This window comes from Bradyrhizobium sp. CIAT3101, from assembly GCF_029714945.1.
Lineage (GTDB): Bacteria > Pseudomonadota > Alphaproteobacteria > Rhizobiales > Xanthobacteraceae > Bradyrhizobium.
Genome location: NZ_CP121634.1, coordinates 1,611,887 through 1,637,763, shown reverse-complemented (window position 1 = coordinate 1,637,763; position 25,877 = coordinate 1,611,887). Strand labels below are relative to the sequence as shown.

General features: G+C 59.4%; 24 protein-coding genes and 2 pseudogenes. 12 read left to right on the top strand and 14 right to left on the bottom strand.

Translation table 11 applies throughout. From position 1 onward, the window contains the following. Positions 1-174: 174 nt before the first annotated feature. The 3 genes from QA645_RS07545 to QA645_RS07535 form a co-directional block, all read right to left on the bottom strand. On the bottom strand, positions 175-1,200 hold the full coding sequence (locus tag QA645_RS07545) for a glycosyltransferase family 4 protein (RefSeq protein ID WP_283049311.1): 1,026 nt from the start codon (positions 1,198-1,200) through the stop codon (positions 175-177). Positions 1,201-1,304: 104 nt separating this feature from the next. Then, positions 1,305-2,927, bottom strand: coding sequence for an alpha-amylase family protein (locus QA645_RS07540; RefSeq protein ID WP_283049310.1), 1,623 nt, complete (start codon positions 2,925-2,927; stop codon positions 1,305-1,307). A 100-nt stretch (positions 2,928-3,027) separates the two neighbouring features. Continuing rightward, on the bottom strand, positions 3,028-3,723 hold the full coding sequence (locus QA645_RS07535) for a helix-turn-helix domain-containing protein (RefSeq protein WP_283049309.1): 696 nt from the start codon (positions 3,721-3,723) through the stop codon (positions 3,028-3,030). Between the two features lie 803 nt (positions 3,724-4,526). Between QA645_RS07535 and QA645_RS07530 the strand changes: the two genes are divergently transcribed. From QA645_RS07530 to QA645_RS07475, 12 genes and pseudogenes are all read left to right on the top strand, one after another. Continuing rightward, a complete protein-coding gene (locus QA645_RS07530; protein ID WP_283049308.1) occupies positions 4,527-4,997 on the top strand; it encodes a PRC-barrel domain-containing protein in 471 nt (156 codons plus the stop codon). A gap of 12 nt (positions 4,998-5,009) precedes the next feature. Then, entirely contained in the window at positions 5,010-5,669 is a 660-nt protein-coding gene (locus QA645_RS07525; protein ID WP_283049307.1) for a hypothetical protein, read from the top strand. A gap of 231 nt (positions 5,670-5,900) precedes the next feature. Next, on the top strand, positions 5,901-6,554 hold the full coding sequence (locus QA645_RS07520) for a BON domain-containing protein (protein WP_283049306.1): 654 nt from the start codon (positions 5,901-5,903) through the stop codon (positions 6,552-6,554). Between the two features lie 78 nt (positions 6,555-6,632). Next, positions 6,633-7,079, top strand: a complete 447-nt coding sequence (locus QA645_RS07515) for an Hsp20/alpha crystallin family protein (protein ID WP_283049305.1) — start codon at positions 6,633-6,635, stop codon at positions 7,077-7,079. 130 nt (positions 7,080-7,209) lie between these two features. Beyond that, complete coding sequence (dnaK, locus tag QA645_RS07510; protein ID WP_283049304.1) at positions 7,210-9,123, top strand: molecular chaperone DnaK; 1,914 nt, start codon at positions 7,210-7,212, stop codon at positions 9,121-9,123. A 39-nt stretch (positions 9,124-9,162) separates the two neighbouring features. Next, the gene (locus QA645_RS07505; RefSeq protein ID WP_283049303.1) at positions 9,163-9,705 is read left to right on the top strand and encodes a nucleotide exchange factor GrpE; all 543 of its coding nucleotides are present in this window, start codon (positions 9,163-9,165) and stop codon (positions 9,703-9,705) included. A 45-nt stretch (positions 9,706-9,750) separates the two neighbouring features. Further along, complete coding sequence (locus QA645_RS07500; RefSeq protein ID WP_283049302.1) at positions 9,751-10,659, top strand: DnaJ C-terminal domain-containing protein; 909 nt, start codon at positions 9,751-9,753, stop codon at positions 10,657-10,659. 2 nt (positions 10,660-10,661) lie between these two features. After that, complete coding sequence (locus QA645_RS07495) at positions 10,662-10,940, top strand: chaperone modulator CbpM (RefSeq protein ID WP_283049301.1); 279 nt, start codon at positions 10,662-10,664, stop codon at positions 10,938-10,940. Between the two features lie 72 nt (positions 10,941-11,012). Then, complete coding sequence (locus QA645_RS07490) at positions 11,013-11,744, top strand: hypothetical protein (protein WP_283049299.1); 732 nt, start codon at positions 11,013-11,015, stop codon at positions 11,742-11,744. 364 nt (positions 11,745-12,108) lie between these two features. Further along, entirely contained in the window at positions 12,109-13,206 is a 1,098-nt protein-coding gene (locus QA645_RS07485) for an alkene reductase (protein ID WP_283049297.1), read from the top strand. 27 nt (positions 13,207-13,233) lie between these two features. Then, positions 13,234-13,954 (top strand): annotated as a pseudogene (locus QA645_RS07480) (type 1 glutamine amidotransferase domain-containing protein). A 517-nt stretch (positions 13,955-14,471) separates the two neighbouring features. Next, positions 14,472-14,831: a hypothetical protein gene (locus tag QA645_RS07475; RefSeq protein ID WP_283049296.1), complete on the top strand. Its 360-nt coding sequence runs from the start codon at positions 14,472-14,474 to the stop codon at positions 14,829-14,831. A gap of 22 nt (positions 14,832-14,853) precedes the next feature. On the opposite strand, the gene QA645_RS07470 is transcribed toward QA645_RS07475, so the two are convergent. The 11 genes and pseudogenes from QA645_RS07470 to QA645_RS07420 form a co-directional block, all read right to left on the bottom strand. Further along, on the bottom strand, positions 14,854-15,255 hold the full coding sequence (locus tag QA645_RS07470; protein ID WP_283049295.1) for a BLUF domain-containing protein: 402 nt from the start codon (positions 15,253-15,255) through the stop codon (positions 14,854-14,856). A 126-nt stretch (positions 15,256-15,381) separates the two neighbouring features. Continuing rightward, on the bottom strand, positions 15,382-15,843 hold the full coding sequence (gene trxC, locus QA645_RS07465; RefSeq protein ID WP_283049294.1) for a thioredoxin TrxC: 462 nt from the start codon (positions 15,841-15,843) through the stop codon (positions 15,382-15,384). Between the two features lie 17 nt (positions 15,844-15,860). After that, positions 15,861-16,703 carry an aldo/keto reductase gene (locus QA645_RS07460; protein WP_283053124.1) on the bottom strand — a complete coding sequence of 281 codons (843 nt, stop codon included), beginning with the start codon at positions 16,701-16,703 and terminating at the stop codon, positions 15,861-15,863. A gap of 152 nt (positions 16,704-16,855) precedes the next feature. After that, on the bottom strand, positions 16,856-17,389 hold the full coding sequence (locus QA645_RS07455; RefSeq protein WP_283049293.1) for a DUF1931 family protein: 534 nt from the start codon (positions 17,387-17,389) through the stop codon (positions 16,856-16,858). Between the two features lie 39 nt (positions 17,390-17,428). Next, positions 17,429-19,177 carry a cyclic nucleotide-binding domain-containing thioredoxin-disulfide reductase gene (locus QA645_RS07450; protein ID WP_283049291.1) on the bottom strand — a complete coding sequence of 583 codons (1,749 nt, stop codon included), beginning with the start codon at positions 19,175-19,177 and terminating at the stop codon, positions 17,429-17,431. A 12-nt stretch (positions 19,178-19,189) separates the two neighbouring features. Next, on the bottom strand, positions 19,190-20,764 hold the full coding sequence (locus QA645_RS07445; RefSeq protein WP_283049290.1) for an aldehyde dehydrogenase family protein: 1,575 nt from the start codon (positions 20,762-20,764) through the stop codon (positions 19,190-19,192). 156 nt (positions 20,765-20,920) lie between these two features. Further along, positions 20,921-21,228 (bottom strand): annotated as a pseudogene (locus QA645_RS07440) (UBP-type zinc finger domain-containing protein). A gap of 127 nt (positions 21,229-21,355) precedes the next feature. Beyond that, on the bottom strand, positions 21,356-23,995 hold the full coding sequence (gene clpB / locus QA645_RS07435; RefSeq protein ID WP_283049288.1) for an ATP-dependent chaperone ClpB: 2,640 nt from the start codon (positions 23,993-23,995) through the stop codon (positions 21,356-21,358). Positions 23,996-24,037: 42 nt separating this feature from the next. Further along, complete coding sequence (locus QA645_RS07430; RefSeq protein ID WP_283049286.1) at positions 24,038-24,220, bottom strand: hypothetical protein; 183 nt, start codon at positions 24,218-24,220, stop codon at positions 24,038-24,040. A gap of 47 nt (positions 24,221-24,267) precedes the next feature. Beyond that, positions 24,268-24,915 (bottom strand): MEDS domain-containing protein, encoded by a 648-nt coding sequence (locus QA645_RS07425; protein ID WP_283049284.1) that lies wholly within the window; start codon positions 24,913-24,915, stop codon positions 24,268-24,270. A gap of 1 nt (position 24,916) precedes the next feature. Next, positions 24,917-25,669 (bottom strand): GAF domain-containing protein, encoded by a 753-nt coding sequence (locus QA645_RS07420; protein ID WP_283049282.1) that lies wholly within the window; start codon positions 25,667-25,669, stop codon positions 24,917-24,919. Between the last annotated feature and the right edge of the window lie 208 nt (positions 25,670-25,877).

Sequence of the window (25,877 nt, the reverse complement as noted above, 5' to 3'; positions counted from 1 at the left end):
CCGCGATGAACATTCGCTGAAAATCAACAATAGCTCCCAAGAGATTGATCGTCTAAGGCGGCGTTACCCTGCGGCGTATTGAACGGTGCGGATCAACTTGGCTCGCCAGGCAAGGTCCTCATAGCTCTCGGCGATGTTACAGAGCGATTCCTTGACCACATAGGATCTCCAGCTCTACTGGGCCAAGAGAGCGCGATAGTGGCGCAAGTAGTCCCGTGCCATCCGCTCCGCCGTGAAACGCTCTTCGAAACGCGCGCGGACGCGCCGGCGATCGATCTGCCCAAGCCGCGTCACAGTCTCAATTGCTTCGTCCTGGTTTTGGACGATGAAGCCTGTCACGCCTTCCTCTATAATCTCGGGCACCGAACCGGACCGGTAGGCAATGATCGGCGTTCCGCAGGCCATGGCCTCAATCATCACCAATCCAAACGGCTCGGGCCACTTGATTGGGAAGAGCAAAGCAGCGGCTCCTGCAAGGAACGGCTGTTTCGAGGCGTCATCTACCTCGCCGACGAGCTGGATTTGTTTGCCGTCGATCTGAGGCTCTATCCTCTCTCTGAAGTACCCACTTTCGGCGCGAGGGACCTTGGCAGCAATCCTAAGCGGCATTCTTGCTGCGAGAGCGATGCGGATAGCATCTTCGGGGCCTTTTTCGGCGGTCAAGCGCCCGAGAAACGCCAGGTATGATCCGGCAGCAAATGAGGCACGGAACTGGTCGATGGGCAGACCGTGATACACCGTTCCACACCAGTTTGCGCTTGCAAGCGGAATACGCTGATTTTCTGAGATGTATACAAAGCAAGCTTCTGGAAACTTGCTGGTCACGGCCGGCAGTCCCGGAAGGTCCAGCCGGCCATGCATCGTCGTGATAAACGGCACTCCTGCGCGATTGAGAATGGGGAGATGTAGCCAGTCGATGTGAGCATGAATTACGTCGAACTGATCGGCGCGATCAAAAATTGCTTCCAGTTGCGCAGCCAAAGCCGCATTCGGGTCTGAGCGCGGACGACCAAGGCGGAGTGCTCTTGGCCAGACTGGAAAAAGCGTAGCTCGGGTCCTGGAATCTCCGCTCGCAAAAAGGGTGACGTCGTGCCCGAGTTCGACGAGTGCATCGACGAGCCAAGCGACCACTCTTTCTGTCCCACCATAGAGCTTCGGCGGGACGCTTTCGGCCAGCGGAGCAATTTGAGCTATCTTCATTCAATCACTCCCAAATGGCGCTTGCGTTCCGGCCGCCAGCATTCAGACCGGCAAGCATCAGCGAAGGACCCTGGCGAGGGTCGCGTATATCAGTCGGAGTGCGTTCATTGGTCGATCCGAAACCAACGATACCCGTAGCCGTCGAGTTCGATCGTCGAGTCCTCGCAGGACTTCGATGAGTACACGCGATTGCCGAATAGATCAGTTAACTTGTGCGCCGCCGGGAAGTCATCGACTTGCGCTCGGCACTCGGACTGCGACAGGTTGTGCAATATCAGCACCGACTGACCTTCCCACTCGAATTTCTGAACCAGAATGGAGAGAGAATTCGCGTTCGGAAAACTCAGATCACCCCACCCAACTTCCGTGCAAGACTTGCGCAATTCGACGAGGCGCCGCATCCAGTTGAAAAGAGAGTCCGGATCGCGCTGCTGGGCGGCAGCGTTGACCTTGGACGGCGCGTACTCGGCATCTTGGATCATGTCGTAACGCAATCCGGCCGCCGGGCGAGTAGAGAATCCACCGGTTTCATCATCCGTCCATTGCATGCAAGTCCGCACCGGCCATCGCTCCGGAAGCGCGAGATTGTCGCCCATTCCCAATTCATCTCCGTAATAGATGACCGGTGTGCCTGGGAGACTGAAGAGCAGGCTATATGCGAGTTCGATCTGCCGGCGGTCATTGCCAAGGATGCAGGCCAGACGCCGACGAATCCCTCGTCCGTAAAGTTGCATTTTTCGGGATGGAGCAAAGGCAGCATAGACTTCCTCACGCTCTTCAGGTTTCAAACGCCCCAGGTCAAGCTCGTCGTGATTGCGCAAGAACTGGGCCCACTGAGCGAACGGTGGCAACCGAGGTAGTGCGGCCAGACACCACCGGAGTGGCTGGGCATCTCCGCGCGCAAGCGCAAGAAATAGGTGCTGATTTAGGAGAAACGCGAATAGAAGGTGTATGCGCGATCCACTGCCGAAGTAATGATCGAGCTCGGAAGGGGCAACATTCGCTTCAGCCAGCAATACAGCATCACCTTTGCGCCATGACAAGAAGTCACGAAGCTCTCCAAAGAACTCGTATCGGCGCGTTGCCGGACGGTCCGGGCGTATCTCCTCAACAACGAAAGGGGCGGCGTCGATACGAAATCCCGACACGCCAAGTTCAAGCCAAAAGCCGACGATTTTGAAAATTTCTTCGCGAACGGCGGAAGATGCAATGTTCAGATCGGGTTGGTGCTGGTAAAAGCGGTGATAATACCAGGCTCGGGCGCAAAGATCGTAAGTCCATACACTCAGCTGCACGCCCGGAAATACGACGCCCTCCGTGCTGTCTTCCGGTTCCGTGTCTGACCAGACGTAGTATTCGCGAAATGCCGACTGAGGATCGGCGCGAGCCTGCTGGAACCACGGATGCTGCTCAGAAGTATGGTTGATTGGGAGATCGATTATCAACCTCATACCGCGCAGGCGCGCTTGATGGCTGAATTCGACGAAGTCGCCGAGCGTTCCAAGGGCGGGCGCTACATTGTAGTAGTCCGTCACATCGTAACCATGATCGAGCCCTGGACTTGGATAGAATGGAAGCAACCACAGGCAATTCACTCCCAGCTGGGCAATATGATCGAGGTGCGCCACTAATCCTTTGAAATCGCCGACACCGTCTCCGTCACCATCTTTGTACGTAGCCACGTTCAAGCTGTAGATCGCAGCGTTCTTGTACCAGAGGTCGAGCATCGGCAGCCCTTGCCTTGTCTACAGAGACCTTCTCAGACGACTTCAGATGCAGCCGGAAGTAATGTTTCGCTCCCACTGCTGCCTGACCATTAGAGCGCAATTATGCGGCGATCGTATTGGGATACTTTCTACCGAGTTGGCGCTCCATTGCATCGCGGCGCACAATTCGGACGGTTCGAATCCCAATCAGAGCAATGATACCGCGCTGCTGCAGATCTGAAAAAGCACGACACACAGTCTCCACGGACACCGCCAGGTACTCGGCGAGATCATACCGCGTGAGCGGAAGCCGTATGTCTCCCCGTTGATCTCCATAGCGCCTCTCAAGCAGCAGCAGGAACGCACTCACCTTGTCCACCGTCGTGACCCCCCCGAGGACAACGAGCTGCTGTCGGGTACGTTCTATCGATTGAAAGGTGATCTCTCTCACTTCTCTTGCGAACTGGCGGTCGCGCTCGCCGAGATTCTCAAGCCGCGCTCCGGAATAGCCCGCCAGCACTGTCTCTTCCGAAACGGCCTCAATCGCCTCTTCTCTCTGGTTGCTCCCGACAAAGAAAAAATCTCCCACCAGCATTAGGTCCAGGATCTGCCGTCGTCCATCGGTGCGGACCGTCGACCATCGCATGGAACCTGCAATCACGTAGTACCAATGTCCCGCGGTACCGTCGTCTTCCGGAACCTGCTGGTCGCGGTTCAATTTGACGATTGCCGCCGAGCCGTCGAGCCGCTTCAGCGCGTGCGGCTGTGCGGCGAGCATCCTTCGATAATAGTCCGCTGGGTGGATTATCGGCTTCATTTCTCTGTCCCTCATCTTCCGCGCACTGCGGCTGGAACGATCCGCTCGAACGCAATCAACTCTCAACAACACAACCGCGTAAACGTGGGAAATCTTCGTGCGTAAAAATACGTAACGGCGCCCAAGCCCTACGGCATTGAAACCTAAGGCGCGGTCAATGACGAGAATGCTTGGACCGCCAACGGCATTTTCGTCGCTCGTGCGTGAGGCAGACAACATGACTCTGTAGGAACAATTGCCTTCGATTTCGCACTGCACGCAACTCTTGCTCAAGAGCTCACGCTCTCCTCGTTGGGAGGACGGCCAGTTTCACCACAATCGCGTATGCCCTCTGGCCGAAATAGATCCTCATCTCCAGATCGCGGCGGGACGCGCCGAGTTCGCAGCCGGAGCCGGCATGTTCTGGCAGATGCACGAGGCGCTATTCCAAAATCAGCACATCGCGAACGAGTCGATCATTTCCCTGATCGGCCGCGAGCTTGGCTTTGCAGCGATGCCCTGCAAGGTGCCCTTGACCGGGCGGCATCGCGACACGCTCCACGATAGCCCTCTTGGCGGTGTGTGCGACGGAATCATCGCCTCCCTATTTCTTCACCAACGGTTTAAGGCACGATGGTCCCTACAACTTCGCCTCTCTCGAAATCGATCCACGCGGAGGCTGCCGCAAATGGGGCACGACGGTTGGGCAATCGGGCCATTCGGTCGCAGAGTCGATTAAAGCGATCCGCAAATTGACAATGGTCAGTGCGCCCCTGGTCCAAAGGGCGTACTCGCTAAGCCACTGTCAGTCACAGGAGCGCGACATGGAAGCAACCATCCCCCGTCCCCTTTCGAAGCTCATCATCAGCGCAGCCAAACCGTGCCGGCGGAACGCCGCGAAGTGGACGCGATTTTCGGGCCTGGCGACACTTGCCGGAATATTGGCTGTCCTCAGCATCAATCCCGCCCTGCCGCAGGCTGGCGTAGCTCTCGTCAAGGTCGACTTAAGCGTCGTCTCTCAGGGCTATCGAATGAGCAAGCTGATCGGCAGCACCGTCATCAACGACAAGAATGAGAAGATCGGCAGCCTAGACGACGTGATTGCCGCCAAAGATAAGAAACAACTCGACTTTGCGATCCTGCAGGTCGGCGGCTTCCTCGGCGTAGGCGGCCATCTGGTCGCAGTCCCATTTGAAAGCCTCGTAATGGACGACACCGGCAGCAAGGTCACCCTTCCTGGCGCATCCAAAGAAGAGCTCAAGAAGCTATCGGAATTCCACTACCGATCCTCTTGACGGTTGCATCCTATGTCGACGTCAAGATCAACCGACACGATCCTGGACCGTAGCCGTATCCGCGAAGTGACCGGCGTCTTTCATTCACGACGTGCGCTCGATGACGCGGCCCAGGATCTTCTTCTGTCGGGATTCGATCGCTCGGACATCGACATCAGCGCATCTCCCGACGAAGTGCAGCGACGGCTGAATTACGCGGTGATCCCTCCGGCCGATCTCGCCGACCTGTCGACGACGCCGAGACAACCTTTCTTTGGCAGCGATGATTTGCTTGGCGCTGAAGCCGTCGCCAGCAGCGTTCTCGGCTGCATCGCAGCGGTTGGCTCCGCTCTTTTCCTGATAATCAAAGGCTATGAGGTTATGGCAGTCGCCATGTGGTCGATCCTGATCGGGATCTTCACAGGTGCCGTCGTCATAGTGCCCATATACCGACTACTGCGCCGCGTGCGCGCCAGAGGCTTGGAGCCGGTGGCAGAATGGGATGGCGTCTTGATATGGGTTCGGGGTCGCGCACCTGAGAAGGAAGCTCAGGCCCAGGAGATTCTAATGCGGCATGGCGGGCAGGCCGTGCATGTTCATGAAATCGATCTGGAAAAGCGGCCGGAAGATCTGCCGCTGCACTCACTTCGTCCGGATCCCTGGCTGGGTGACGAACGCCTCGGGCGACCGTAACGAGGCGGCGACACATGCCACGCCTGCGTCATTTCTCCCAGCTGTTCTCACTCCGTCACACAGGTCATCGCTGGCGACCTTCATCCAGTTCGGCTTTACGAGCTCAAGCGAGAAAGTCGGGACGGAAGTTGACGGTCGTCATGGCTCGCTCGCTCGTCACGCGTAAATTGCCCCCACCGACGACGACGGAGCCGCGCCGAGAATGCCGCTCGCAAAAGCCAGGAGCCAATCATGAAGTCAGACCGTGAGATCGAACGTGATGTCCGCGACGAACTGAAATGGAATCCAGACCTCGATGCCAGCGACATTGCCGTTTCGGTCAAGGACGGCGTGGTCACGCTTGCAGGTTTCACGCACAGCTACGCCGATCGACTTGAGGCCGAGTCAGCGGCGAAGCGCGTAGCGGGCGTTCGCGCCGTAGCCAACGACATCGAGGTTCGGCTGCCATCGATCGATCAGCGCCCGGATCCCGATATCGCACGCGACGCCGTCACCGCGCTCAAGTCGGAGCTTCCGATCTCTCACGAAAAGATCAAGGCGACCGTCAGAGACGGCTGGATCACGCTGGAAGGTTCCGCTGAATGGCAATATCAAAAAACCGCAGCTGAAAACGCGGTCCGCAAGGTCAAAGGCGTCAAGGGCGTCATCAACGTGATCATGGTCCAGCCGAAAGTCCAACCCTCCGAACTCAAGCGTAAGATCCAGGACGCCTTTAAGCGAAACGCGGAAGTCGACGCCAACCGGATCCAGGTCGAGGCTAACGGCAGCGAAGTGGTCCTTAAGGGAACCGTACGCTCCTGGATCGAACGGGAGGAGGCCGAGCGTGTCGCCTGGTCGGCGCCCGGCGTGAGCAGGGTCGACGATCGCATCGTCGTGAGCCCCTAGAACCGAGAGTTGCATCGCAAGCTGAAAAAGGAGAATCCAATGAGGTTACGATCACTCGTCCCGTCTCGTGATGCAGGAATGCTGATGCGGCCCGACTTTGGCCTTTTCGGCCTGCACCGGGAAATTGACCGTCTGTTCAGCGAGTTTTCGCAGGGCTTGGGCCCTAACGGACAGCAGCTCGTGCCGAACATCGAAATCGCGGAAACAGACAAGGCGATCGAAGTCACCGCTGAAATGCCGGGGCTCGAGCGCAAGGACGTCGACATCTCCATCGAGGACGATACGCTCACCATTCGCGGCGAGAAGAAGGTGGAGCAGAACACGGACAGCGGCAAGGACAAGAGCGACAAGAATGTCCAGCATAGCGAACGCAGCTACGGCGTGTTCCTTCGCGTGCTGCAGCTGCCGCCCGGCATCGACCCGTCCTCCGTCCAAGCGACGATGGCCAATGGCGTCCTGAAGATCACGATTCCAAGGCCTGCAAAGCCGGAACCGAAGAAGATCGAAGTCAAGGAAGCTGCTTGACCGTCGGCGCGGCGAGACGCCCGAGCCATTTATCTCCTCACAGCCCGGCTCGAAGCGTCTCGCCTCCCGTCCCCAAACATCCACGACGGTGCAGCCGTCCGCCGCATTCACAATCCGAAGGAATCTGATCATGGCAAAAGCAATCGGCATCGATCTCGGGACCACCAACTCTTGCGTGGCCGTCATGGAAGGCAGCAAAGCCAGGGTCATTGAGAATGCCGAAGGCGGGCGCACCACGCCGTCCATGGTGGCCTTCACGGACGATGGGGAAGTCCTAGTCGGGCAGCCGGCGAAGCGGCAAAGTATCACCAACCCCGAGAACACGATCTACGCCATCAAGCGCCTGATCGGCCGGCGTTACGACGACCCGATCACGGCGAAGGACAAGACCATGGTGCCGTATCACATCGTGCCGGGCGACAACGGCGACGCTTGGGTTGACGTCCGGGGTAAGAAATATAGTCCGAGCCAGATCAGCGCTTTCATCCTCACCAAGATGAAGGAAACCGCGGAAGCCACTCTTGGCGGCGCCGTCACACAGGCCGTCATCACCGTGCCCGCGTATTTCAACGACGCACAGCGCCAGGCAACCAAGGACGCTGGCCGGATCGCCGGGCTGGAGGTCCTGCGCATCATCAATGAGCCGACTGCGGCCGCCCTGGCCTACGGTCTCGACAAGAAAGGCAGCGGCAAGATCGTGGTCTATGACCTCGGTGGCGGCACGTTCGATGTCTCGATCCTGGAGGTCGGCGACGGCGTGTTCGAGGTCAAGGCAACCAATGGCGACACCTTTCTCGGCGGAGAGGATTTCGACAAGCGGATCATCGACTATCTGGCGGACGAGTTTCGCAAGGAAAACGGAATCGACCTCCGCAAAGATCGCCTCGCCCTGCAACGGCTCAAGGATGCGGCCGAGAAGGCCAAGATCGAACTCTCCAGCGCCACCCAGACCGACGTCAATCTGCCCTTCATCACCGCAGATCAGGCCGGACCGAAACATCTCAATATCAAGCTGTCGCGCGCCAAGCTTGAAGCGCTCGTCGACGATCTGATCCAGCGCACCATCGATCCCTGCAAGGCAGCATTGAAGGATGCGGGCCTGCAGCCATCGGACATCAACGAAGTCGTGCTGGTCGGCGGCCAGACCCGCATGCCAAAGGTTCAGGAGACTGTACAGAAGCTGTTCGGACGCGAACCTCACAAGGGCGTCAATCCCGATGAAGTGGTCGCGGTGGGTGCCGCGATCCAGGCCGGGGTTCTCCAAGGCGACGTCAAGGACGTCCTGCTCCTCGACGTGACACCCTTGTCATTGGGCATTGAGACCCTTGGCGGCGTGATGACCAAGCTGATCGACCGCAATACCACGATCCCGACCAAGAAGAGCCAGGTGTTTTCGACCGCGGAGGACAATCAAACCGCGGTCACGATCCGGGTCTTCCAGGGTGAACGCGAGATGGCAGCGGACAACAAGCTGCTTGGACAATTCGATCTGGTCGGGATCCCGCCGGCACCGCGGGGCGTGCCGCAGATCGAAGTGACCTTCGATATTGATGCCAATGGCATCGTCAACGTATCGGCCAAGGACAAGGCGAGTGGTAAGGAGCAGAGTATCCGGATCCAAGCGTCCGGCGGCCTGACCGAAGCAGACATCCAGAGGATGGTCAGGGAGGCCGAAGCCCATGCCGACGAGGACAAGCGGCGCAAGGAGCTCATCGAAGCCCGCAACCAGGCCGACGCTGTGATCTACAGCACCGAGAAGGCCTTGAAGGACTCCGAGGGAAAGATCCCTGCCGACGTCAAGAGGGAGATTGAGCAGGCGGTCGCCGAGGCAAAGCAACGGCTTAGCGCCGAGGACGTGACAGCGATCCAGCAGGCAACCCAGCGCTTGCAGCAGTCGGCATCCAAGATCGGCGAAGCCTTGAGCCGCGCGGCGTCCCAAGGCGGCGCTTCCGGCGGCGGACAGGCGGGATCGTCAGGCAGCGGCGAGGACGTCGTCGACGCGGAATTCGAAGAAGTCGACCCCGGCGATCGGAAGGCTTCTTGAAGCCTCCAATCGGCCCGAACGCGACAGATGGAGCGCGAGATGGCTACCAAGACCATGGCTGATGAGCTCGGCGAGCTTCCCGCGGGTGAGCGCAAGGAAAGCGACCAGCCGCAGGAGACCACCGCCGAGCGCGACCGCCTGATGCGTGCACTTGCGGACGCCGAGAACACGAGGCGCATTGCGGAGCGTCGGGTCCAAGACGCCCGGCAATATGCGATCGCCGACTTTGCTCGCGAACTGCTACAGGTGTCGGATAATCTGCGACGAGCCATCGACGCCGGCTCGCCGGACCAGGAAGCCGAGGACGACGACGGCCTGCTGGCCGGAGTTGTCGCCACCAATCGGATCTTGTCACAGATCCTGAAGCGCTTCGGTGTCGAAGAAATCGAGGCTCTGAACCGGCCATTCGACCCGATGAAGCACGAAGCAGTGATGGAAACCGATCGGTCCGACCAGTCTCCCGGGAACGTCGCGGACGTTTTGGAGAATGGCTACATGCTTCACGACCGTCTCTTGCGGCCGGCCAGGGTCGTTGTAGCCAAACCGCCGGCGCCACAATCGCAACCATCGCCGCAACAGTGACCGGCAGGCCGCTCGGCCCCGCTGACGCGCAAACAGGAGCTCGTGTTGGCTGCAGACCCCTATGCAACGCTGGGCGTGAAGAAGGACGCAACGCAGGCCGACATTCAAAAGGCCTACCGCCGGCTCGCCAAGAAGCTGCATCCTGATCTCAATCCAGGCAACAGGACGGCAGAGGACAAATTCAAGGAACTCTCCGCCGCCTACAATCTGCTGAACGATCCGGACAAGCGCGCGCGCTTCGACCGCGGCGAGATCGATGCGTCAGGCACCGAGCAGCAGCCCCGGCAATACTACCGGGATTTCGCCGATCGGGACGGCGGGTCGGGCTACACCAGCGGGGCCGGCTTTGCCGATTTCAGTGACTTCGCCGGCAGCGATGATATTCTCTCCGAGATCTTTGGACGTGCCGGCCGGACCACCCGGCGACGGGGGGCTGACGTCCGATATCACCTCGAGCTCAACTTTCTCGATGCCGTCAACGGCGGCAAGCAATCCATTGTCCTGCCCGACGGGAGTACGCTTGAGGTCAACATTCCTCCCGGCACCAGCGACGGCCAGATTCTCCGCCTGAAGGGGAAGGGTCGTCGGGGAGCCGGAGACAGTCCGCCAGGCGACGCCCTGATTGAGATCAGTGTCCTGCCGCACCCCTACTTCGTCCGCAAAGGCGACGACATCCACCTGGACCTGCCGATCTCACTGAAAGAGGGCGTGCTGGGCGCGAAACTCAAGGTACCAACCGTGAGCGGCGCTGTCGCGGTCTCTGTGCCAAAATGGTCGAGTTCGGGCCGGGTTCTTCGGATCAAGGGACGCGGCGTGCCGCGCGCCGATGGCGGAAGAGGTGACCAGTACGTCACGCTGAAACTGGTTCTGCCGAAAAAACCAGACCCGGATCTCGAACGGTTTGTGAGTGAGTGGCAGCCTTCTGATAGCCCAAGACAGTCGATGCGAGTGTGACAATGAAGCTCCAGGAATTCGCCGATCGATCTCACCTCGATTCCTCCACGATTGAAGCCTGGGTGAATGCGGAATGGCTGGTAGCGCATCGACCGGGGCATCAGTTTTCCGAGCAGGATCTCGCCCGTGCGCGCCTCATCCAGGATCTCAGGAGCGATCTGGGTGTCAACGACGAAGGTATCGCGCTGGTCCTGTATCTGCTGGATCAAATATATGGGCTACGCTGCCTGCTGCGAGACATCCAGGCGATGCGGACCACAGCTTCCGGACGCTCCAATTGATGCGTTTGCAATTGATCGGCTAACATAAGCATACAATTCGGGCTTCGCTAATCTCTTTGAAGGCCAGGGATCATGCAGTCACTTCTCGCAACAATTCACGAGGCAACGATGTCCTCGGATGCCTGGCCAGACGCACTTCGAAGGCTTATGGATAAGGCGGGCGTGGCGGGTGCGGCGTTGATTGTCACGAACAAGACGACTGGTACGGTCGATGAAGCCGTCTTTTGCGGCCTCAGCGCCGAGTTTAAATCCCGCTACGTCGACCACTACGCCACGCTCGATCCATACTCGCCCCTGCTGGATACGCGCTGGATCATGCTCTCCACATGTCTTCCAGAGGCACTTTTGCGGAGAAGTGAGTGGTACAATGAGTTTGTGCTGAGCTGCGGCGTTCGCGACATCCTGGGAACCCGGCTCACCGACACTGCGGATCATTCCGTCATTCTTGGTATTCACCAACGGATCGGCCGTCAATTTCCTCAAGATGTTGAGCCACTGATGGCCACGATCACGGAACCCCTAAGGTATGCGGCGCGCTGCCATCTTGATCGCCTGAACGGCGACCAGCAATTTCGCGATCCGCAAACGACCAAACCCGCAGGAGGCCGCTACTTCTTTCATATTGAGAACGGAGCCAAATATCCCGACGAATGCGGAAGCGTTCTCCTATCGCCCCGCCACGCTGCGGAACGCGGGTTGACCATTGCTCGTGAGTTGGCGCGGGATGGCGACTGGTCCGGCTGTTCTGTCGTTGTCATCGATGAACGGGGACGAACGATCACGCGCGTACCAATTGACTCTTGACCGTAAGTCGAGCGCCGGATTCGAAGCAACACGGGAACCACTTACGAACAACCGACAGCTGTCACGCGGCGTAATTGAGCGCGCTGGCGTTTATTGCGAATGTCGGTGGTCTCTGTCTCTGCGCGACCACCCTCTTTCTTTCAAATTCAGAGCATTGACGATTGTCAGCGCGATCTAGCGATCCGCCGATATATTGCAGTCTAGAGATCCAAAGATCTTCGGCCACTTAACTGCTTCAACGTGAGGCAATATGGTTAGCACTACAGCGCACAGCGGCGTGCTCCACGCGGTCCAAAAAGGAGACACGAACCCCCTCTTCCAACCATGCCGGCTTGGGCCGTTCAGCCTGCCCCATCGAGTGGTCATGGCGCCACTGACCCGTTCAAGAGCACGACAGCCCGGCAATGTGCCGTCTCAACTCGCGGCCTGCTATTATGCGCAGCGCGCCTCTGCCGCCCTGATCATAAGCGAGGCCACCCAGATCTCGATGCAAGGCCAGGGTTATGCCTGGACTCCGGGTATCCATAGCCGCGAACAAGTCGAAGCCTGGCGGCAGGTCACGAAGGCTGTGCACGAGGCCAATGGACTGATCTTCAACCAGCTTTGGCACGTAGGTCGCATTTCACATCCGGCCCTGCAGCCGGACAACATGCTGCCCGTTGCGCCGTCGGCGATCACGCCCGCGGGCAAGGCCTTCATCGAAAACGAGCGTGGCGAGGGAGAACTGGTACCATTTGTGCGTCCACGCGCGCTCACGCTGGAGGAGATGCCATACCTCATCAAACAGTATGAGCGCGCGGCGAGGAATGCGGAGGCCGCCGAGTTCGACGGCATAGAGATTCATGCGGCCAACGGCTACCTGATTGATCAGTTCATCGAGAGCAGCACCAATCGACGCAGCGACGCCTATGGCGGCACAATTCAAAATAGGGTGCGGCTTCTGCTTGAAATCACGGAAGCCCTAATTCCCATTCTCGGGGCGGACAGGATCGGCGTCCGGCTCTCACCTCTCGGCAAGATGAACGACATCAGCGACGACGCTCCGGACTCGACGTTCGGTTACCTCGCCGAGCAGCTCTCCGGCTATGGTTTGGCCTATCTGCACATCGTCAATCCGGCGCTCGAGCAGATGCAGAATGGCGAGAAGCCGGAGCCTTACGCCCTCCACATGGCCCGGCTGATCCGGAACAAATATCAGGGAACCCTCATCGTTGCCGGAGGCTTCAACGCCGATACCGCCGCGCAATGGCTACGCGATGGCCAGGCCGACTTGATCGGCTTCGGCCGCAAGTTTATCGCCAATCCCGACCTGCCCGAACGGCTGCGCACCAATGCACCACTGAACGTGGACGACCCGACGACATACTATGGTGGCGGCGAGAAGGGTTACACGGACTATCCTTCCCTGGAACAGGACCGCGGCGAAAAGGTGAAAGCCTGTGTCGACCAGCGTTGGCGATGATGCAGAGGAGCCAGTCTGCATGAGAATATGATCATCCTCACATCGCACAGCCAGCTCGGAAACACCGGAAGGAAGACCGGCTTCTGGTTTGAGGAATTCGCTACACCATATTACATTTTCAAGAACTCCGGGGCCGAGCTGACGCTTGCGTCTCCCAATGGCGGCTTGCCTCCAGTTGATCCCAGGAGTGAACGACCTGAGATGCAGACCGAGGCGGCCATTCGGTTCCAAGCAGATGGTTACGCACAGGCCGAGCTCGCGAATACCAGAACATTGTCGAGTATTTCAGTCAGCGATTATGACGCTGCCTTCTATCCTGGCGGTCATGGCCTGTAGTGGGATCTGGCCAATGACCCGCATTCGATCACAATCATCGAGACCTCATTTTACACGGGGCGTCCCGTCGTACTGGTCTGCCATGGGGCTGGCCCTTGCGCTACACCAGGGCCGCGAATGGCGGCCCCTCGTCACCGGCAAAATTGTCACCGGCTTTTCCAACGCCGAGGAGACCGCGATGGAGCTGACTGATGTCGTTCCCTTCCTGGTCGAGGACATCCTGAGGAATAACGGCGGCAACTATACCAAGCACGACAAGTGGCAGCCTTACGCCGTATCTGATGGCGATCTCATCACAGGACAGAATCCCGCGTCGTCGAACGGCGTGGCCAACACGCTGGTCGAACGGTTGCGGATTAGTCGCACCAGCGGCAAGCAAGCTGATCGTGCCGCAAAGGGAAACTCAGCCTGACGATCTCGCGCGGTGAGAAAAGCGACATGACACGACGCGTCATGCCTCAACGAGCGCCTTCAAGCAACCGAACTTTTCCAGCGGCAGCCGCTTCCGCGCTTCCTTCCGCTCTTCCGGTCGCTCCTACCCGGCGCGGATCGTCAGCATTCCTCCATCCGCGATTTCTTCCTATCTATTGACGGGTATCATGGTCGCAATTTGCGCGTTGCAGAAGAATATCAAGGTTCAAACAGGCGCGAGCACCATCGATGGGCAGAATCTACGGGTCATATCCTTGTCCAGAATGCGCTAAAATGCTGCGCCTGCTTCGCCAGCGAGAGACCGACGCCAGCCGAACAGGCGCCGCTTGCAGCGATCCGATGCAGCGACGGGATATTTCGAACCTCTTTAACAGCGAACTGCGGCCGCCACGTGAGCTCTCCTTGATAGCCACCGAGACGGGGAGAGCAAAATAATCAGTCTGCCTTTCATCCAAACCTCCGTCAGATACGCTTCGATGCGCCAAATACACGCAGCCATGGACCATTTCCATCGCGGCGATTTCGAGTGCGCAGCGACCCTGGCCGCTGCTGCCTACGGAATGCTCTCGGCCATCGACAACGCCGCCCTGTGCGCGTCGGAAACCTGTTCAGCGGGCGTCGAGACCATTGCCCAGTGGCTCGCACGTGGCACGGTCCTCGATCGGACCGGCGAGAGTCGGCGAACAGAGAGTATCGTCATACGCACGGCGCAGGTCGGGATTGCCATTCATTTGGCTATCACGCGGTTTGACATTGCCTTTCCGGATCAGAAAACGCCTCAGATGGCCGGCTTCAACCGCGCGTATCGATTCTGGAAAGAACACGCAATCAGCCCGACGCAGACCGCGGGCGGATAGCTAAGGTGGGCAGTCTCCTTCTTCAGCGACGCCCCGCTACAAACTCGTCCATGTAACGCAACAATTTTCGCCGGTCGTTTGTCCGCAAAGCGTCAGCAAGGACCCCGTCAATATGCGTGGCCCAGCCCGAATAAGCCAATGCCCAACGCCCGTATCTTCTTTTTTTGACGGGCTCTGTCTGCAACGTCACAAGGCTCGTATGCCTGTCATCGCTACAAATCGAAGCCTTTATGATATGGAGGTTAGTCTCTGCACCTTCGAGGAACTGAGCAAAATGGTGACCGGAAAACAGCAAAACACCAGTCAGCCCAAGTTCGGGATTTCGAGCTTCCGCGGTGCTTCGAATGTTGGCGATCTCTGTGTCAGCATTCTGCTCAAGCAAACTGGAACTTACGTAGAGCCACGTTGCAAACATTGACATCATCATTTTGATCCTTAGTGCACGAAAGAGGACGCTAAACTGAGGCAACGTTATTAGTGCACTTCAAAATTCGTACTAGGACACTACGGTCAATACAGATAGGCTGCCGTGAAGGCACTCTGTTCTAATTCATGAGGCTGCAGGCGCGGCTGAAAGCGCGTGCTGGCGCAACCAGTCGCGCAAAGCCTCGACGCCCACGGCGCCGGCGCGTTGAGCGACAACATTTCCTCTGCGGAATAGCATCAGGGTCGGAATGCTTCGAATGTTGTAGCGGGCCGCCAGCTCTGCTTCCGCCTCGGTGTCAACCTTCAGGAAGCGAAGCTCGGGTTCGAACTCGCCGGCGGCGCGCTCGAAAGCCGGCGCCATCGCCTTGCAAGGCCCGCACCATGCGGCCCAAAAATCGACCACAACCGGAATTTCGTTGCGCTGGATGTGCGTGGCAAAGCTGCCGGCCGAAACCGGCATCGGATGTCCCGTAAAAAGGTGCTGTCGACAGTGTCCGCATTTCGCTTGGCGCGCATCTCTCTGGGCCGGAATACGGTTGGTGCTCGTACAATGCGGGCAAACGATGTGGCGGGCCTCTTTGCTCATGGCACAATGTCTCCCGATCAGTGCGTCGCTAAAGGTTGCTTGCGATCCGGCGGAGGAAAGGTTTCATCAATTTCGGCCAGATCCTGAGGCGTTAGGCGGACGTCGAGCGCCCCACGGTTCTCGCGCACATGCTCCGGCTTGCCCGATTGCGGTATCGCACATACGCCGTCTTGGCGCAGCACCCAGGCCAGCGCCACTTGTGCCGGTGTTGCGCCGAGACGCGCTGCAATCGTCTTGAGCGTGACGTGATGCAACACACGACCCTGCTCGATCGGCGAATAGGCCATGATCGGCAGGCCGCTGCGCTGGCACAAAGGCATGAGATCGTACTCGATACCGCGGCGCGCGAGATTGTAGAGCACCTGATCGGTCGCAACGTTTGCCCCGTTGGGCAAGTCGACAAGTTCCTGCATGTCGGCGACGTCAAAATTGCTGACGCCCCAGTTTCGGATCTTGCCCGCGCCCACCAGCGTTTCGAAGGCATCGACGGTCTCTTCCAGCGGAACCGCCCCCCGCCAATGCAACAGATAGAGGTCGATCTCATCCACCCCAAGCCGAGCCAGACTTCGGTTGCAGGCCGCGATCGTACCGTGCCGCGTGGCGTTCTGAGGTAGCACCTTGCTCACCAGAAATATCTCGTCCCGCCGCCCCTTGATCGCCTCGCCGACGACACGCTCGGCGCGGCCGTCGGCATACATTTCGGCCGTATCGATCAGAGTCATGCCGAGATCGATGCCGAGACGTAGCGCGTTGACCTCCTCCGTTCGCTTCAGCGCATTCTCGGCCATGTGCCAAGTCCCTTGGCCGAGCCTTGGAATATGTTCACCTGAAGGAAGCACGATCGTCCAGCTGGTCTCCATCAGAGTCATAAGGTGCACTCCCTTGTCTTCTACAACGGGACTGAGCTTCATATCGCCAAAATGAACATCGCCACTGCCGAGCTCGATAGACCAAATCACCGGCAGATGACTCCGATATTGATGTGGAACTCCAGCAGGATTAGGTGCGAGAGCTATAGCAGCAGCTCGAAGATCCGCGAGGCGAGTTCCCACTGCGCGGTCTGCGGATTTTTCAAATCCGGCTCGATGATCTTCAATGCGCGTGCGACTGCGACGCCAAGTCCCCCGGCAAGATCTGGCAGCATTGCTTCAGTCTCGGCGCTATAGCTGAAATGCAACGGCGGCCGATGAGCCAGACGGTCGAGAATCGGCGCCAGCTCTATCGTTTCATCCATTTTCCTGAATTGCTCGATGCACTCCTGGAGCCCGGCGGTGATAGGGAGATTCCAGGGCTCGATCAAGACGTCGCCGCCAGCTTTGGCGTCGGCCTCGGCGCGCAGTAATAGTCGATAAATCCTGTGATCGATGAACTCCTCGTAGCGCTTGAGGTCAGCCTTATCCAAGTGGAGACCCGCCGCCCCGCGAAACAGTCGCTGGAACTGCCTCGCGCCCACCGGGCGCGGCGGCGGCATCTTGTCGGGGGGAAGTTGCGCGATCATCGGATAGGTTTGCCATTTATCGCCGCCAGTCGCATTGACAGGCGTCATATACGAGGGATCTTCTTCACGAACCGCTTGCAGCTCTTATCATGCCGCGGCGGCGTGCACCGGCTCTTCGCTCCGGCTGGTCTGCGCCGTCTCGAGAAAAGCGTGAATCTGCTGTACAACGGTGGCTCCCTCGCCGATCGCCGCGCCAACGCGCTTGACGGATCCGAAACGAACATCACCCACTGCAAACACACCAGCCACGTTCGACTCGAGCGATGGCACGCTCGCGCCGTCAACCGATAGGAGATCGTCGGGGGGTATGTTCGTGCCTGTTCGCACAAACCCCTTGCTGTCGCGGCTGACGTTGCAGCCGCTCAGCCACTCTGTTGCGGGGTCCGCACCGATGAACATGAAGACGTTGCGAATTGCTTTCTCAACTTCCGCGCCGGTCCTGTCGCGCCAGCGGATTCGTTCGAGCTGGCCCTGCTCGTTACCCGACAACCCTACGATCTCCGTGCAGGTGAGCAACTCGATATTTTCCGTCGCCGCGATCCTGTCGATCAGATATTGCGACATGCTCGCGGCCAGGCTGGATCCCCGCACAAGCATCCATACCTTCTTGGCATAGCGGCTTAAAAACACCGCCGCTTGCCCTGCGGAGTTGCCTCCGCCGACCAGCGCCACCTCCTCGTTTCGGCATAGACGAGCCTCGATCGGGGAGGCCCAATACCATACTCCCCGTCCCTCGAAATGCTCCAAGCTCCGTATGTTCGGCCTGCGATAGCGCGCGCCGCTCGCGATCACAACGGTGAGCGCGGTGACGCTCCGACCGTCGGAAAGCTCGATCGCGAATGGATAGCGCTCACAACGAAGGTTCGTGACCGTCTCGGGGATGATCATCTCCACACCGAACTTCTGTGCCTGCACATAGGCACGCCCAGCTAGCGCCTGGCCTGAGATTCCCGTCGGAAATCCCAGATAGTTCTCGATACAGCTGCTGGCACCGGCCTGTCCCCCGAACGCCCGTGCGTCGAAGACGCCGACTGACAAGCCCTCGGATGCCGCATACACGGCAGCCGCAAGCCCTCCTGGACCGGCACCGACAATTGCCACGTCGTATCGGCGCCCTTCGAGATCCGGAGGCACCATCCCCAGGGCCCGCCCCAAGTCAGCTTCACTCGGATTTTTCAGGATTGCCCCGTTCGGACAGACCACCAGCGGCAATTCTTCCGACTTGCAAGGATAGTGCTTCAAGAATGCTTGCGCATCCGGATCCTTGGTGGGGTCGAGCACCTGGTGCGGATAGGCATTGCGGGCTAAAAATTCCAGCAGACGCACCATTCCCGGATGGCCGTCGTGCCCGATGAGACAAGGGCCGCCGGCGCCGGCCTCGATAAGGAACACCCGTCGCAAAATAAGGGCGCGCATGATGCGCTCGCCGAGTTGAACATCGGCGATCAGCAAGGCGCGAAGTCTCGCCGGCAGAACAAGCAGCGCTTCAACGGGCTCGGTTGCACGCGCATCGACCAGGGCGGGTCCACCGGAGAGTTGGGCGACTTCGGCGATGATTTCGCCTGCACCCAATTCCAGAATCTTCTCCGTCCGACCAGGTCGGTTGCGAGCTTCGATGGATACCCGGCCAGAAATCATGACGAACATGCCCGCCGGACTCTCACCCGTCCGGAATAGATATTGATTGACGTCATAATGCTTGATCTCGCCGAACCGGCGCATGCGATCGATCTCATCCGGCGCGAACTTGGGAAACATGTGTTCGTGGCGGGACTCAAGCATGCCGTTGCCGCTCGTCTGGAGACCGGCGACAACCGTGTTGGATAGGTCATCCATCCTATGCGCCTTTCAGGACCACGGCCCCTGCACGGCGGAAGCATTCCAAGGAAAACCCCGCGGCGCGTGTTGCGCGGTCAGCCACTGGTCCGTCGTGAAAGCCTCGATCGCCCAAGAGCCATTGAATCGGCCAATGCCGGAATTCTTCTCGCCGCCAAACGGACAGGTCGGCAAGTCGATGACGGGTTGATCATTGACATGAGCCATACCGACCTGCATTCGCTGGGCAAAGTGCACGCCCCGGTGCACGTCGCGCGTGAATACGGCGCCGCTCAATCCAAAACTTGTTTCATTGGCCACAGCCAAGGCTTCTTGGGCACTGCCGACCCGGAGGATCGGCGCCACCGGGCCGAATATTTCTTCTGCGGCAAGCTCCATCCGGTTAGTGACGTTTACGAAGACATGCGGCGGCAACACGAGTCCGTCCGGCTCGCCTCCAAGTACCTGTTTGCAGCCGTCGTCGCCGGCACGGCGAACGCGTTCCATCAGCTTCTGAAGCTGCGAGTTGTTGATGATCGGACCAATCATGGTATCGCCATCGCGGGGATCGCCGGTTTTCAATTTCGCCACCCGCTCCGTGAAGCGCTCGACGAACGTGTGATAGACGGGCTCCTCGACAATGATGCGGTTAATAGCGATGCAGATCTGGCCCTGGTGCAGAAACTTGCCGAACACTGCGGCCTCAACGGCCTGATCCAGGTCGGCATCCGCGAGCACAACGAAGGGAGCATTGCCACCGAGCTCCAGATCCACGCGCTTGATGATCGGGGCCTTCGCCGCAAGTTCCGCGATCCCGCGGCCGACCGGCGTCGAGCCGGTGAACGAAATGACCCGTGGAACGGGATGACTGACGAAAGCGTCGCCGATTTCGCTGCCGGCGCCCACAACGACGCTCAGGAGCCCTGCCGGCAGACCGGCCTCCTCGAAGATTTTGGCCAGCAGCAATCCGCCCGTGACCGGCGTATCACTCGCCGGTTTCACCACAACGGCATTTCCTACCGCGAGCGCCGGCGCGACAGTGCGATTGCTGAGATGGAGCGGCCAGTTCCAAGGACTGATCGCCCCGACCACTCCGACCGGCTTGCGCCGCACCTGATTTTCCTTGCCCGGAATGTCGGACGGAATGTAGCGGCTTTCGACAGCATGGGGCACCGAGCTCGCCCACAGCATGACCGTATGCGTCACTTCCCACTCAAGGTTCGCCTTCAGTCGCGTGCTGCCGGATTCTCTGATCAGCCAGTCGACGATTTCGCCACGGCGCGCTTCCATCACGTCTGCCGCGCGACGAAATACCTGCGCTCGCACAGCCGGTGTTGAGGCAGCCCACTCCACCTGAGCCTTGGCACCCGCTGCAAACGCCGCATCAAGATCGTGACGATCGGCCTGCTTGATTTCGAGGAGGACATCGCCGGTAAAAGGATTCGTGTCGACCAGCCTGCGCTCTGCCTGACCATGGCGCCAGTCCCCGGCGATCGGCAGCAGCTCCAACTTATCATAAGCTTGCGGATCTCTCGTTTGAATTCTGGTGCCATCCGGTCTTCTGGCTTCGTGTCGGTCGGAACCACGGTTGGCACTGCGCGCGACCATGTCCATCTCCTTGGCAGGTTGGCTTTCGCAGCTGACGATGACGCGTCGAGCAACGCTCCACCTTGACAGCCGTCAACGTAGACGGGGGAAAGCATCGTGCATCGATTGCTCATGAAAGGGTCGCCCACGCCTCAGAGCCTCTGATCGTGCAGCGCGTCAATAAAACCTAGGGATCGGACCAAGTTGCGGCGTGGGCCGATCTGACAAGTCAAACATCAGTTCATCAACAAACACCAGCCCCAGCCTTCGGGCGGATCATAGGCTTCGATGATTGGGTGGCCGGTCGCATGAAAATGCTTCGTCGCGTGTCGATTGGGTGACTGATCACAGCAACCGACATGACCGCACGTTCGGCAGACGCGCAGGTGCAGCCATGGATCGCCCAGTTGCAGGCATTCTTCACACCCGAGGGAATGGGGAACGACGTCGTGAATTCCTGCCAGGTGTCTGCAACGCTGTGCCATGTCATCCCTCAGTTTCTGTCTACTGTGCTCTGCCTGATCTCAATTCCTGCCTCGTTGCCGAACGTCCGGCCGCTTTTGTCTGATATTTCCCGGTGCAGCGTGCTGCGCCGGCATCCAGGCAAGCCAATTAATGCAACTGTCGTTTCGGAGAGGGCGCGTTGAACTGCGCTATTTCCGCCGTCTGCGGCGCTTTGCCGTTGAATGTCAGGACATTGCCTTCCGCCGAGATCGCGACCTTGTCGCCGTCCTTCACCTCGCCTGCTAGGATCATCTCCGCCAAGGGGTCCTGCAGATACTTTTGGATCACCCGCTTCAGCGGCCGCGCGCCGTAAGCGGGATCCCAGCCCTTCGCTGCGAGCCAATCCCTCGCGTCCGCATCGAGCGCGAGCGTGATCTTGCGATCGTCCAGTAGCTTTTGAAGCCGGGCGAACTGGATCTCGACGATCCGTCCCATCTCGCTCCGCTGCAGGCGGTGGAACAGGATGATCTCGTCCACGCGGTTCAGGAATTCCGGCCTGAAATGCGCCCGCACCATGCCCATGACTTGCTCGCGCACCGCACCCGTATCCTCACCCTCCGGCTGGTTCACCAGGAACTCAGAACCAAGGTTGGAGGTCATGATGATCAGCGTGTTGCGGAAATCGACGGTACGGCCCTGGCCATCGGTCAGGCGGCCGTCGTCGAGCACCTGCAACAGGACGTTGAAAACGTCCGGATGCGCTTTCTCGATCTCGTCGAACAGCACGACCTGGTAAGGCCGGCGCCGCACCGCTTCGGTGAGCGCGCCGCCCTCGTCGTAACCGACATAGCCCGGAGGCGCGCCGATCAGTCGCGACACCGAATGCTTCTCCATGTACTCGGACATGTCGAGGCGGACCATCGCAGTCTCGTCGTCGAACAGATACTCCGCGAGCGCCTTGGTCAGCTCGGTCTTGCCGACGCCGGTAGGCCCCAGGAACATGAACGAGCCGGTCGGCCGATTCGGATCTTGCAGGCCCGCCCGTGAGCGGCGCACGGCGGTTGCGACCGCATGCACCGCCTCGGCCTGACCAACCACACGCTGTCCGAGCTGCTCCTCCATCTTCAGGAGCTTCTCCTTCTCGCCCTCCAGCATCTTGTCGACGGGCACGCCGGTCCAGCGCGAGACCACCTGCGCGATGTGGTTGGCGGTGACCGCCTCCTCCACCATCTCGCCGGAGCCTTCACGGGCCTCGATCTCGGCAAGCTGCTTCTCGAGTTGCGGAATCCGGCCATAGGCCAGCTCGCCGGCCTTCTGGAATTCGCCGCGCCGCTGGGCGTTGGCGAGTTCGACGCGCAAACCATCGAGCTCCGCTTTCAGCTTCTGGGCGTTCACGAGCTTGCTCTTCTCCGCGCTCCAGCGCGCCGTTAGCGCCGCAGCTTTCTCCTCGAGATCGGCGAGCTCCTTTTCCAGCGACCGCAGCCGAGTCTTAGAGCCGGGATCGCTCTCCCTCTTCAGGGCTTCCTGCTCGATCTTCAGCCGGACAATTTCCCGGTCGAGCGAGTCCAGCTCTTCCGGCTTGGAATCGACCTGCATCTTCAGCCGCGCCGCCGCCTCGTCCATGAGGTCGATCGCCTTGTCTGGCAGGAAACGGTTTGTGATATAGCGGTGGGACAGCATCGCAGCCGCCACCAGCGCGGAATCGGTGATACGCACACCGTGGTGCTGCTCGTACTTGTCCTTCAGACCCCGCAGGATCGAAATGGTGTCCTCGACCGAGGGCTCGCTGACGAAGATCGGCTGGAACCGCCGCGCGAGGGCCGCGTCCTTCTCGACATGCTTCTGGTACTCATCGAGCGTAGTGGCGCCGATGCAGTGCAGTTCGCCGCGTGCGAGTGCGGGCTTCAACAGGTTGGAGGCATCCATTGCGCCGTCGGTCTTGCCGGCGCCGATCAGCGTGTGCATCTCGTCGATGAACAGGATGAAATTGCCTTCGCTCGCGGTCACTTCCTGCAGCACGGACTTCAGCCGCTCCTCGAACTCACCGCGGTATTTCGCGCCGGCGATCAGCGCTCCAAGATCCAGCGCGAGCAGCTTCTTGTCGTGCAGGCTCTCCGGCACGTCGCCGTTGACGATGCGCAGCGCCAACCCTTCGGCGATCGCGGTCTTGCCGACGCCGGGCTCACCGATCAGGACGGGATTGTTCTTGGTCCGGCGCGACAGCACTTGAATCGTACGGCGGATCTCCTCGTCGCGGCCGATCACCGGATCGAGCTTGCCGTCGCGCGCAGCCTGGGTCAGGTCGCGGGCATATTTCTTTAGCGCGTCATAGGCGTTCTCGGCCGTCGCGGAATCCGCGGTGCGGCCCTTTCGCAGGGATTCGATCGCAGCATTTAGGTTCTGCGCCGTAACGCCGCCCTTCGCCAGTAGCTGGCCGGCCTCGCTATTCCTGTCCATGGCGAGGCCGAGCAGGAGACGCTCAACCGTGACAAAGCTGTCGCCGGCCTTTTCGGCTGCTTTTTCCGCTGCATCGAAGGCTCGCGCGAGTTCGGGGGCAAGATAAACCTGGCCGGCGCCGCCGCCAGACACTTTCGGCACCTTGTTGAGCGCGTCCTCGGTCGCCTTCAGGATTGCACGGGAATTACCGCCGGCGCGGTCAATCAGACCGCCAGCCAGACCCTCGCTGTCGTCAAGCAGGACCTTCAGCAGATGCAGAGTGGAAAACTGCTGATGACCTTCGCGCATCGCCAGCGACTGCGCGGATTGGATGAAACCGCGCGAGCGCTCGGTATATTGTTCAATATTCATCGTCGTCTTCCCTCGGCGTGCCACTCCGCCCCCGAAGTGCGATCAGCAAAAGGAGCGTACCGGTTTGCGCTCGATCACGATCAAGGTATTGACGATCCACGATTTGCTCGCCAACCGCACGCCGTTTAGCGAATTATTCGCAAAAGGCACGCACACCGCATGTTCTTTTGGTTTCGGCAAGCCCGCACTGACATTCGTCAATTCACAAGCGGCTTTCATCGCCAAGGCTGGCGCTTCACGGGTCTGCGAACACGACGTTGTGCTTCGTCGGACTAGGCCCGATAGGACTGGCTTGGTCCGGTTCGCGACTGGACCTCGCGGATAAACTCCTGTGGGCTCGTGAAGAACGAGTTCTCGATCAAGACGCCGCCGAGGATGACCATAGGGTGCGTTCGCAAAATATCGAATGCATGTGGCGCCGTCAGCAGATTGGCATCAAAGGTGCAAACCACCGGGTCGTCGTAATTCGGCAGCACGCTATTGAGTCGCATCTCGTATTCGGCCCATTCGATGCCGCTCTTCCAGTCGTCCACGGCCATTTCGGCGTGCGCGATCATCCGCGTCAACGGGAAGCCGAGTCCGGGGCCGGCCTTCAAGGCTTCCTGGATCAGGACGAGCATGGCGTCCTTGTCGAAGCGTCCGGTTTTGAGATAGGTGTCCTCCGGCAGCGCGACTTCGAGCTGACGGCTTTTCATCGTCTTCTCCACATCGATGCCGGCGTTGCGCAACCAATTGAGGTGATCCTCCCTGTGCTGAGACGGGAGGACATGAAACGCGCGCTGGCCGCAGTTGATGCCGTCACAAATGAACGGCAGTAACGCGTCGTACTCCTCCACTGCCGAACTGAAGAACGCGCAGACATGCCGGTGCTCCCGTAGCATGGATCGTCCAAAGGGAATCGGCTCGGCAGTTGAATTCATGTCAGCCTCCGGGTTGAGAGTCCTCTGCGATCTGCTTGTCGTGAAAGTGCTGGCTTGGCACCAGATCCTCTCGTTGCTCCAGGCTGTCCGTGACCTGCACCGCAAGCCGATCCAGCGGAGCATGATCGAACTCGCGCTCTATCTGCAGTTCGCGAAAGTGTGTTGTGAATACGCCCCAAAGGTGGCCGTTGCTGCTGATGAGCGGCGTCGATTGCGCGGCAGCAATGCCGCAGGAACGCAGCACATCGAGCTCACGTGTTCCCACAAACAGGTAACTCGTTGAGACGTCCTCGACAAACACACGCATGCGCCGCATGAGCGCGGCCGCGCATGTGGTGTTCGTGTCGCGGCGCACAACGCCGAAATAATTCAGGGCTTCGGGCGAGAATCCGCGGCTGGCAACAATTATCAGGCAGTCGGCTCTTTCGTCGAAGCGTTGCAGCGTGCCCATGTCGGCACCTGTTATGCCGATCGCGATATCGAGGACCCGCAGCAGATCAGCACCCACATCCTTGGAATTTCTCAGCCGCTGCAGAACGACCTCGATTTCGTGCCCAGTTACAGGGGTGAGCGGCTCCTTGACGGTTGCCATCGCCTTTGCCTCCGAAGTCCGTGTCGTGCCAACATTGTCGCGGCAAACGATGCAAAAATGTAAGGAGAGATAGTGGCCAAGCAGATTGAGTAATTCTACGTAATCATGTTTGTACCGCCAACCAGCGAAATCCGATGTAATCAAATCGCGTTTGCGAGACATCTTGTTGCTGCTCCCCCGCGCGGCCGCCCGTCCCGCCCAGTGGAGGTTTTCTGAAAGATTTGCCTATCCGGTTAGGAACCGAAGCTCGCTTTTCCGAGTCGGAAGAGCTAGATTTCTTATCACTGAGAGATTTAACGGCTTCAGCGGCTGAGAGACGCTCCTGCGCTCCCGCCGAACCTGCATAGGGAGCCTCATCATGTCTCAGTGC

Excerpts from the sequence above, each read along its gene's own strand:
- QA645_RS07545 (WP_283049311.1), bottom strand. The coding sequence starts at position 1,200 with ATGAAGATAGCTCAAATTGCTCCGCTGGCCGAAAGCGTCCCGCCGAAG.
- QA645_RS07540 (WP_283049310.1), bottom strand. The coding sequence starts at position 2,927 with ATGCTCGACCTCTGGTACAAGAACGCTGCGATCTACAGCTTGAACGTG.
- QA645_RS07535 (WP_283049309.1), bottom strand. The coding sequence starts at position 3,723 with ATGAAGCCGATAATCCACCCAGCGGACTATTATCGAAGGATGCTCGCC.
- QA645_RS07530 (WP_283049308.1), top strand. The coding sequence starts at position 4,527 with ATGGAAGCAACCATCCCCCGTCCCCTTTCGAAGCTCATCATCAGCGCA.
- QA645_RS07525 (WP_283049307.1), top strand. The coding sequence starts at position 5,010 with ATGTCGACGTCAAGATCAACCGACACGATCCTGGACCGTAGCCGTATC.
- QA645_RS07520 (WP_283049306.1), top strand. The coding sequence starts at position 5,901 with ATGAAGTCAGACCGTGAGATCGAACGTGATGTCCGCGACGAACTGAAA.
- QA645_RS07515 (WP_283049305.1), top strand. The coding sequence starts at position 6,633 with ATGCTGATGCGGCCCGACTTTGGCCTTTTCGGCCTGCACCGGGAAATT.
- dnaK (WP_283049304.1), top strand. The coding sequence starts at position 7,210 with ATGGCAAAAGCAATCGGCATCGATCTCGGGACCACCAACTCTTGCGTG.
- QA645_RS07505 (WP_283049303.1), top strand. The coding sequence starts at position 9,163 with ATGGCTACCAAGACCATGGCTGATGAGCTCGGCGAGCTTCCCGCGGGT.
- QA645_RS07495 (WP_283049301.1), top strand. The coding sequence starts at position 10,662 with ATGAAGCTCCAGGAATTCGCCGATCGATCTCACCTCGATTCCTCCACG.
- QA645_RS07490 (WP_283049299.1), top strand. The coding sequence starts at position 11,013 with ATGCAGTCACTTCTCGCAACAATTCACGAGGCAACGATGTCCTCGGAT.
- QA645_RS07485 (WP_283049297.1), top strand. The coding sequence starts at position 12,109 with ATGGCGCCACTGACCCGTTCAAGAGCACGACAGCCCGGCAATGTGCCG.
- QA645_RS07475 (WP_283049296.1), top strand. The coding sequence starts at position 14,472 with ATGGACCATTTCCATCGCGGCGATTTCGAGTGCGCAGCGACCCTGGCC.
- QA645_RS07470 (WP_283049295.1), bottom strand. The coding sequence starts at position 15,255 with ATGATGTCAATGTTTGCAACGTGGCTCTACGTAAGTTCCAGTTTGCTT.
- trxC (WP_283049294.1), bottom strand. The coding sequence starts at position 15,843 with ATGAGCAAAGAGGCCCGCCACATCGTTTGCCCGCATTGTACGAGCACC.
- QA645_RS07460 (WP_283053124.1), bottom strand. The coding sequence starts at position 16,703 with ATGGAGACCAGCTGGACGATCGTGCTTCCTTCAGGTGAACATATTCCA.
- QA645_RS07455 (WP_283049293.1), bottom strand. The coding sequence starts at position 17,389 with ATGACGCCTGTCAATGCGACTGGCGGCGATAAATGGCAAACCTATCCG.
- QA645_RS07450 (WP_283049291.1), bottom strand. The coding sequence starts at position 19,177 with ATGGATGACCTATCCAACACGGTTGTCGCCGGTCTCCAGACGAGCGGC.
- QA645_RS07445 (WP_283049290.1), bottom strand. The coding sequence starts at position 20,764 with ATGGTCGCGCGCAGTGCCAACCGTGGTTCCGACCGACACGAAGCCAGA.
- clpB (WP_283049288.1), bottom strand. The coding sequence starts at position 23,995 with ATGAATATTGAACAATATACCGAGCGCTCGCGCGGTTTCATCCAATCC.
- QA645_RS07425 (WP_283049284.1), bottom strand. The coding sequence starts at position 24,915 with ATGAATTCAACTGCCGAGCCGATTCCCTTTGGACGATCCATGCTACGG.
- QA645_RS07420 (WP_283049282.1), bottom strand. The coding sequence starts at position 25,669 with ATGTCTCGCAAACGCGATTTGATTACATCGGATTTCGCTGGTTGGCGG.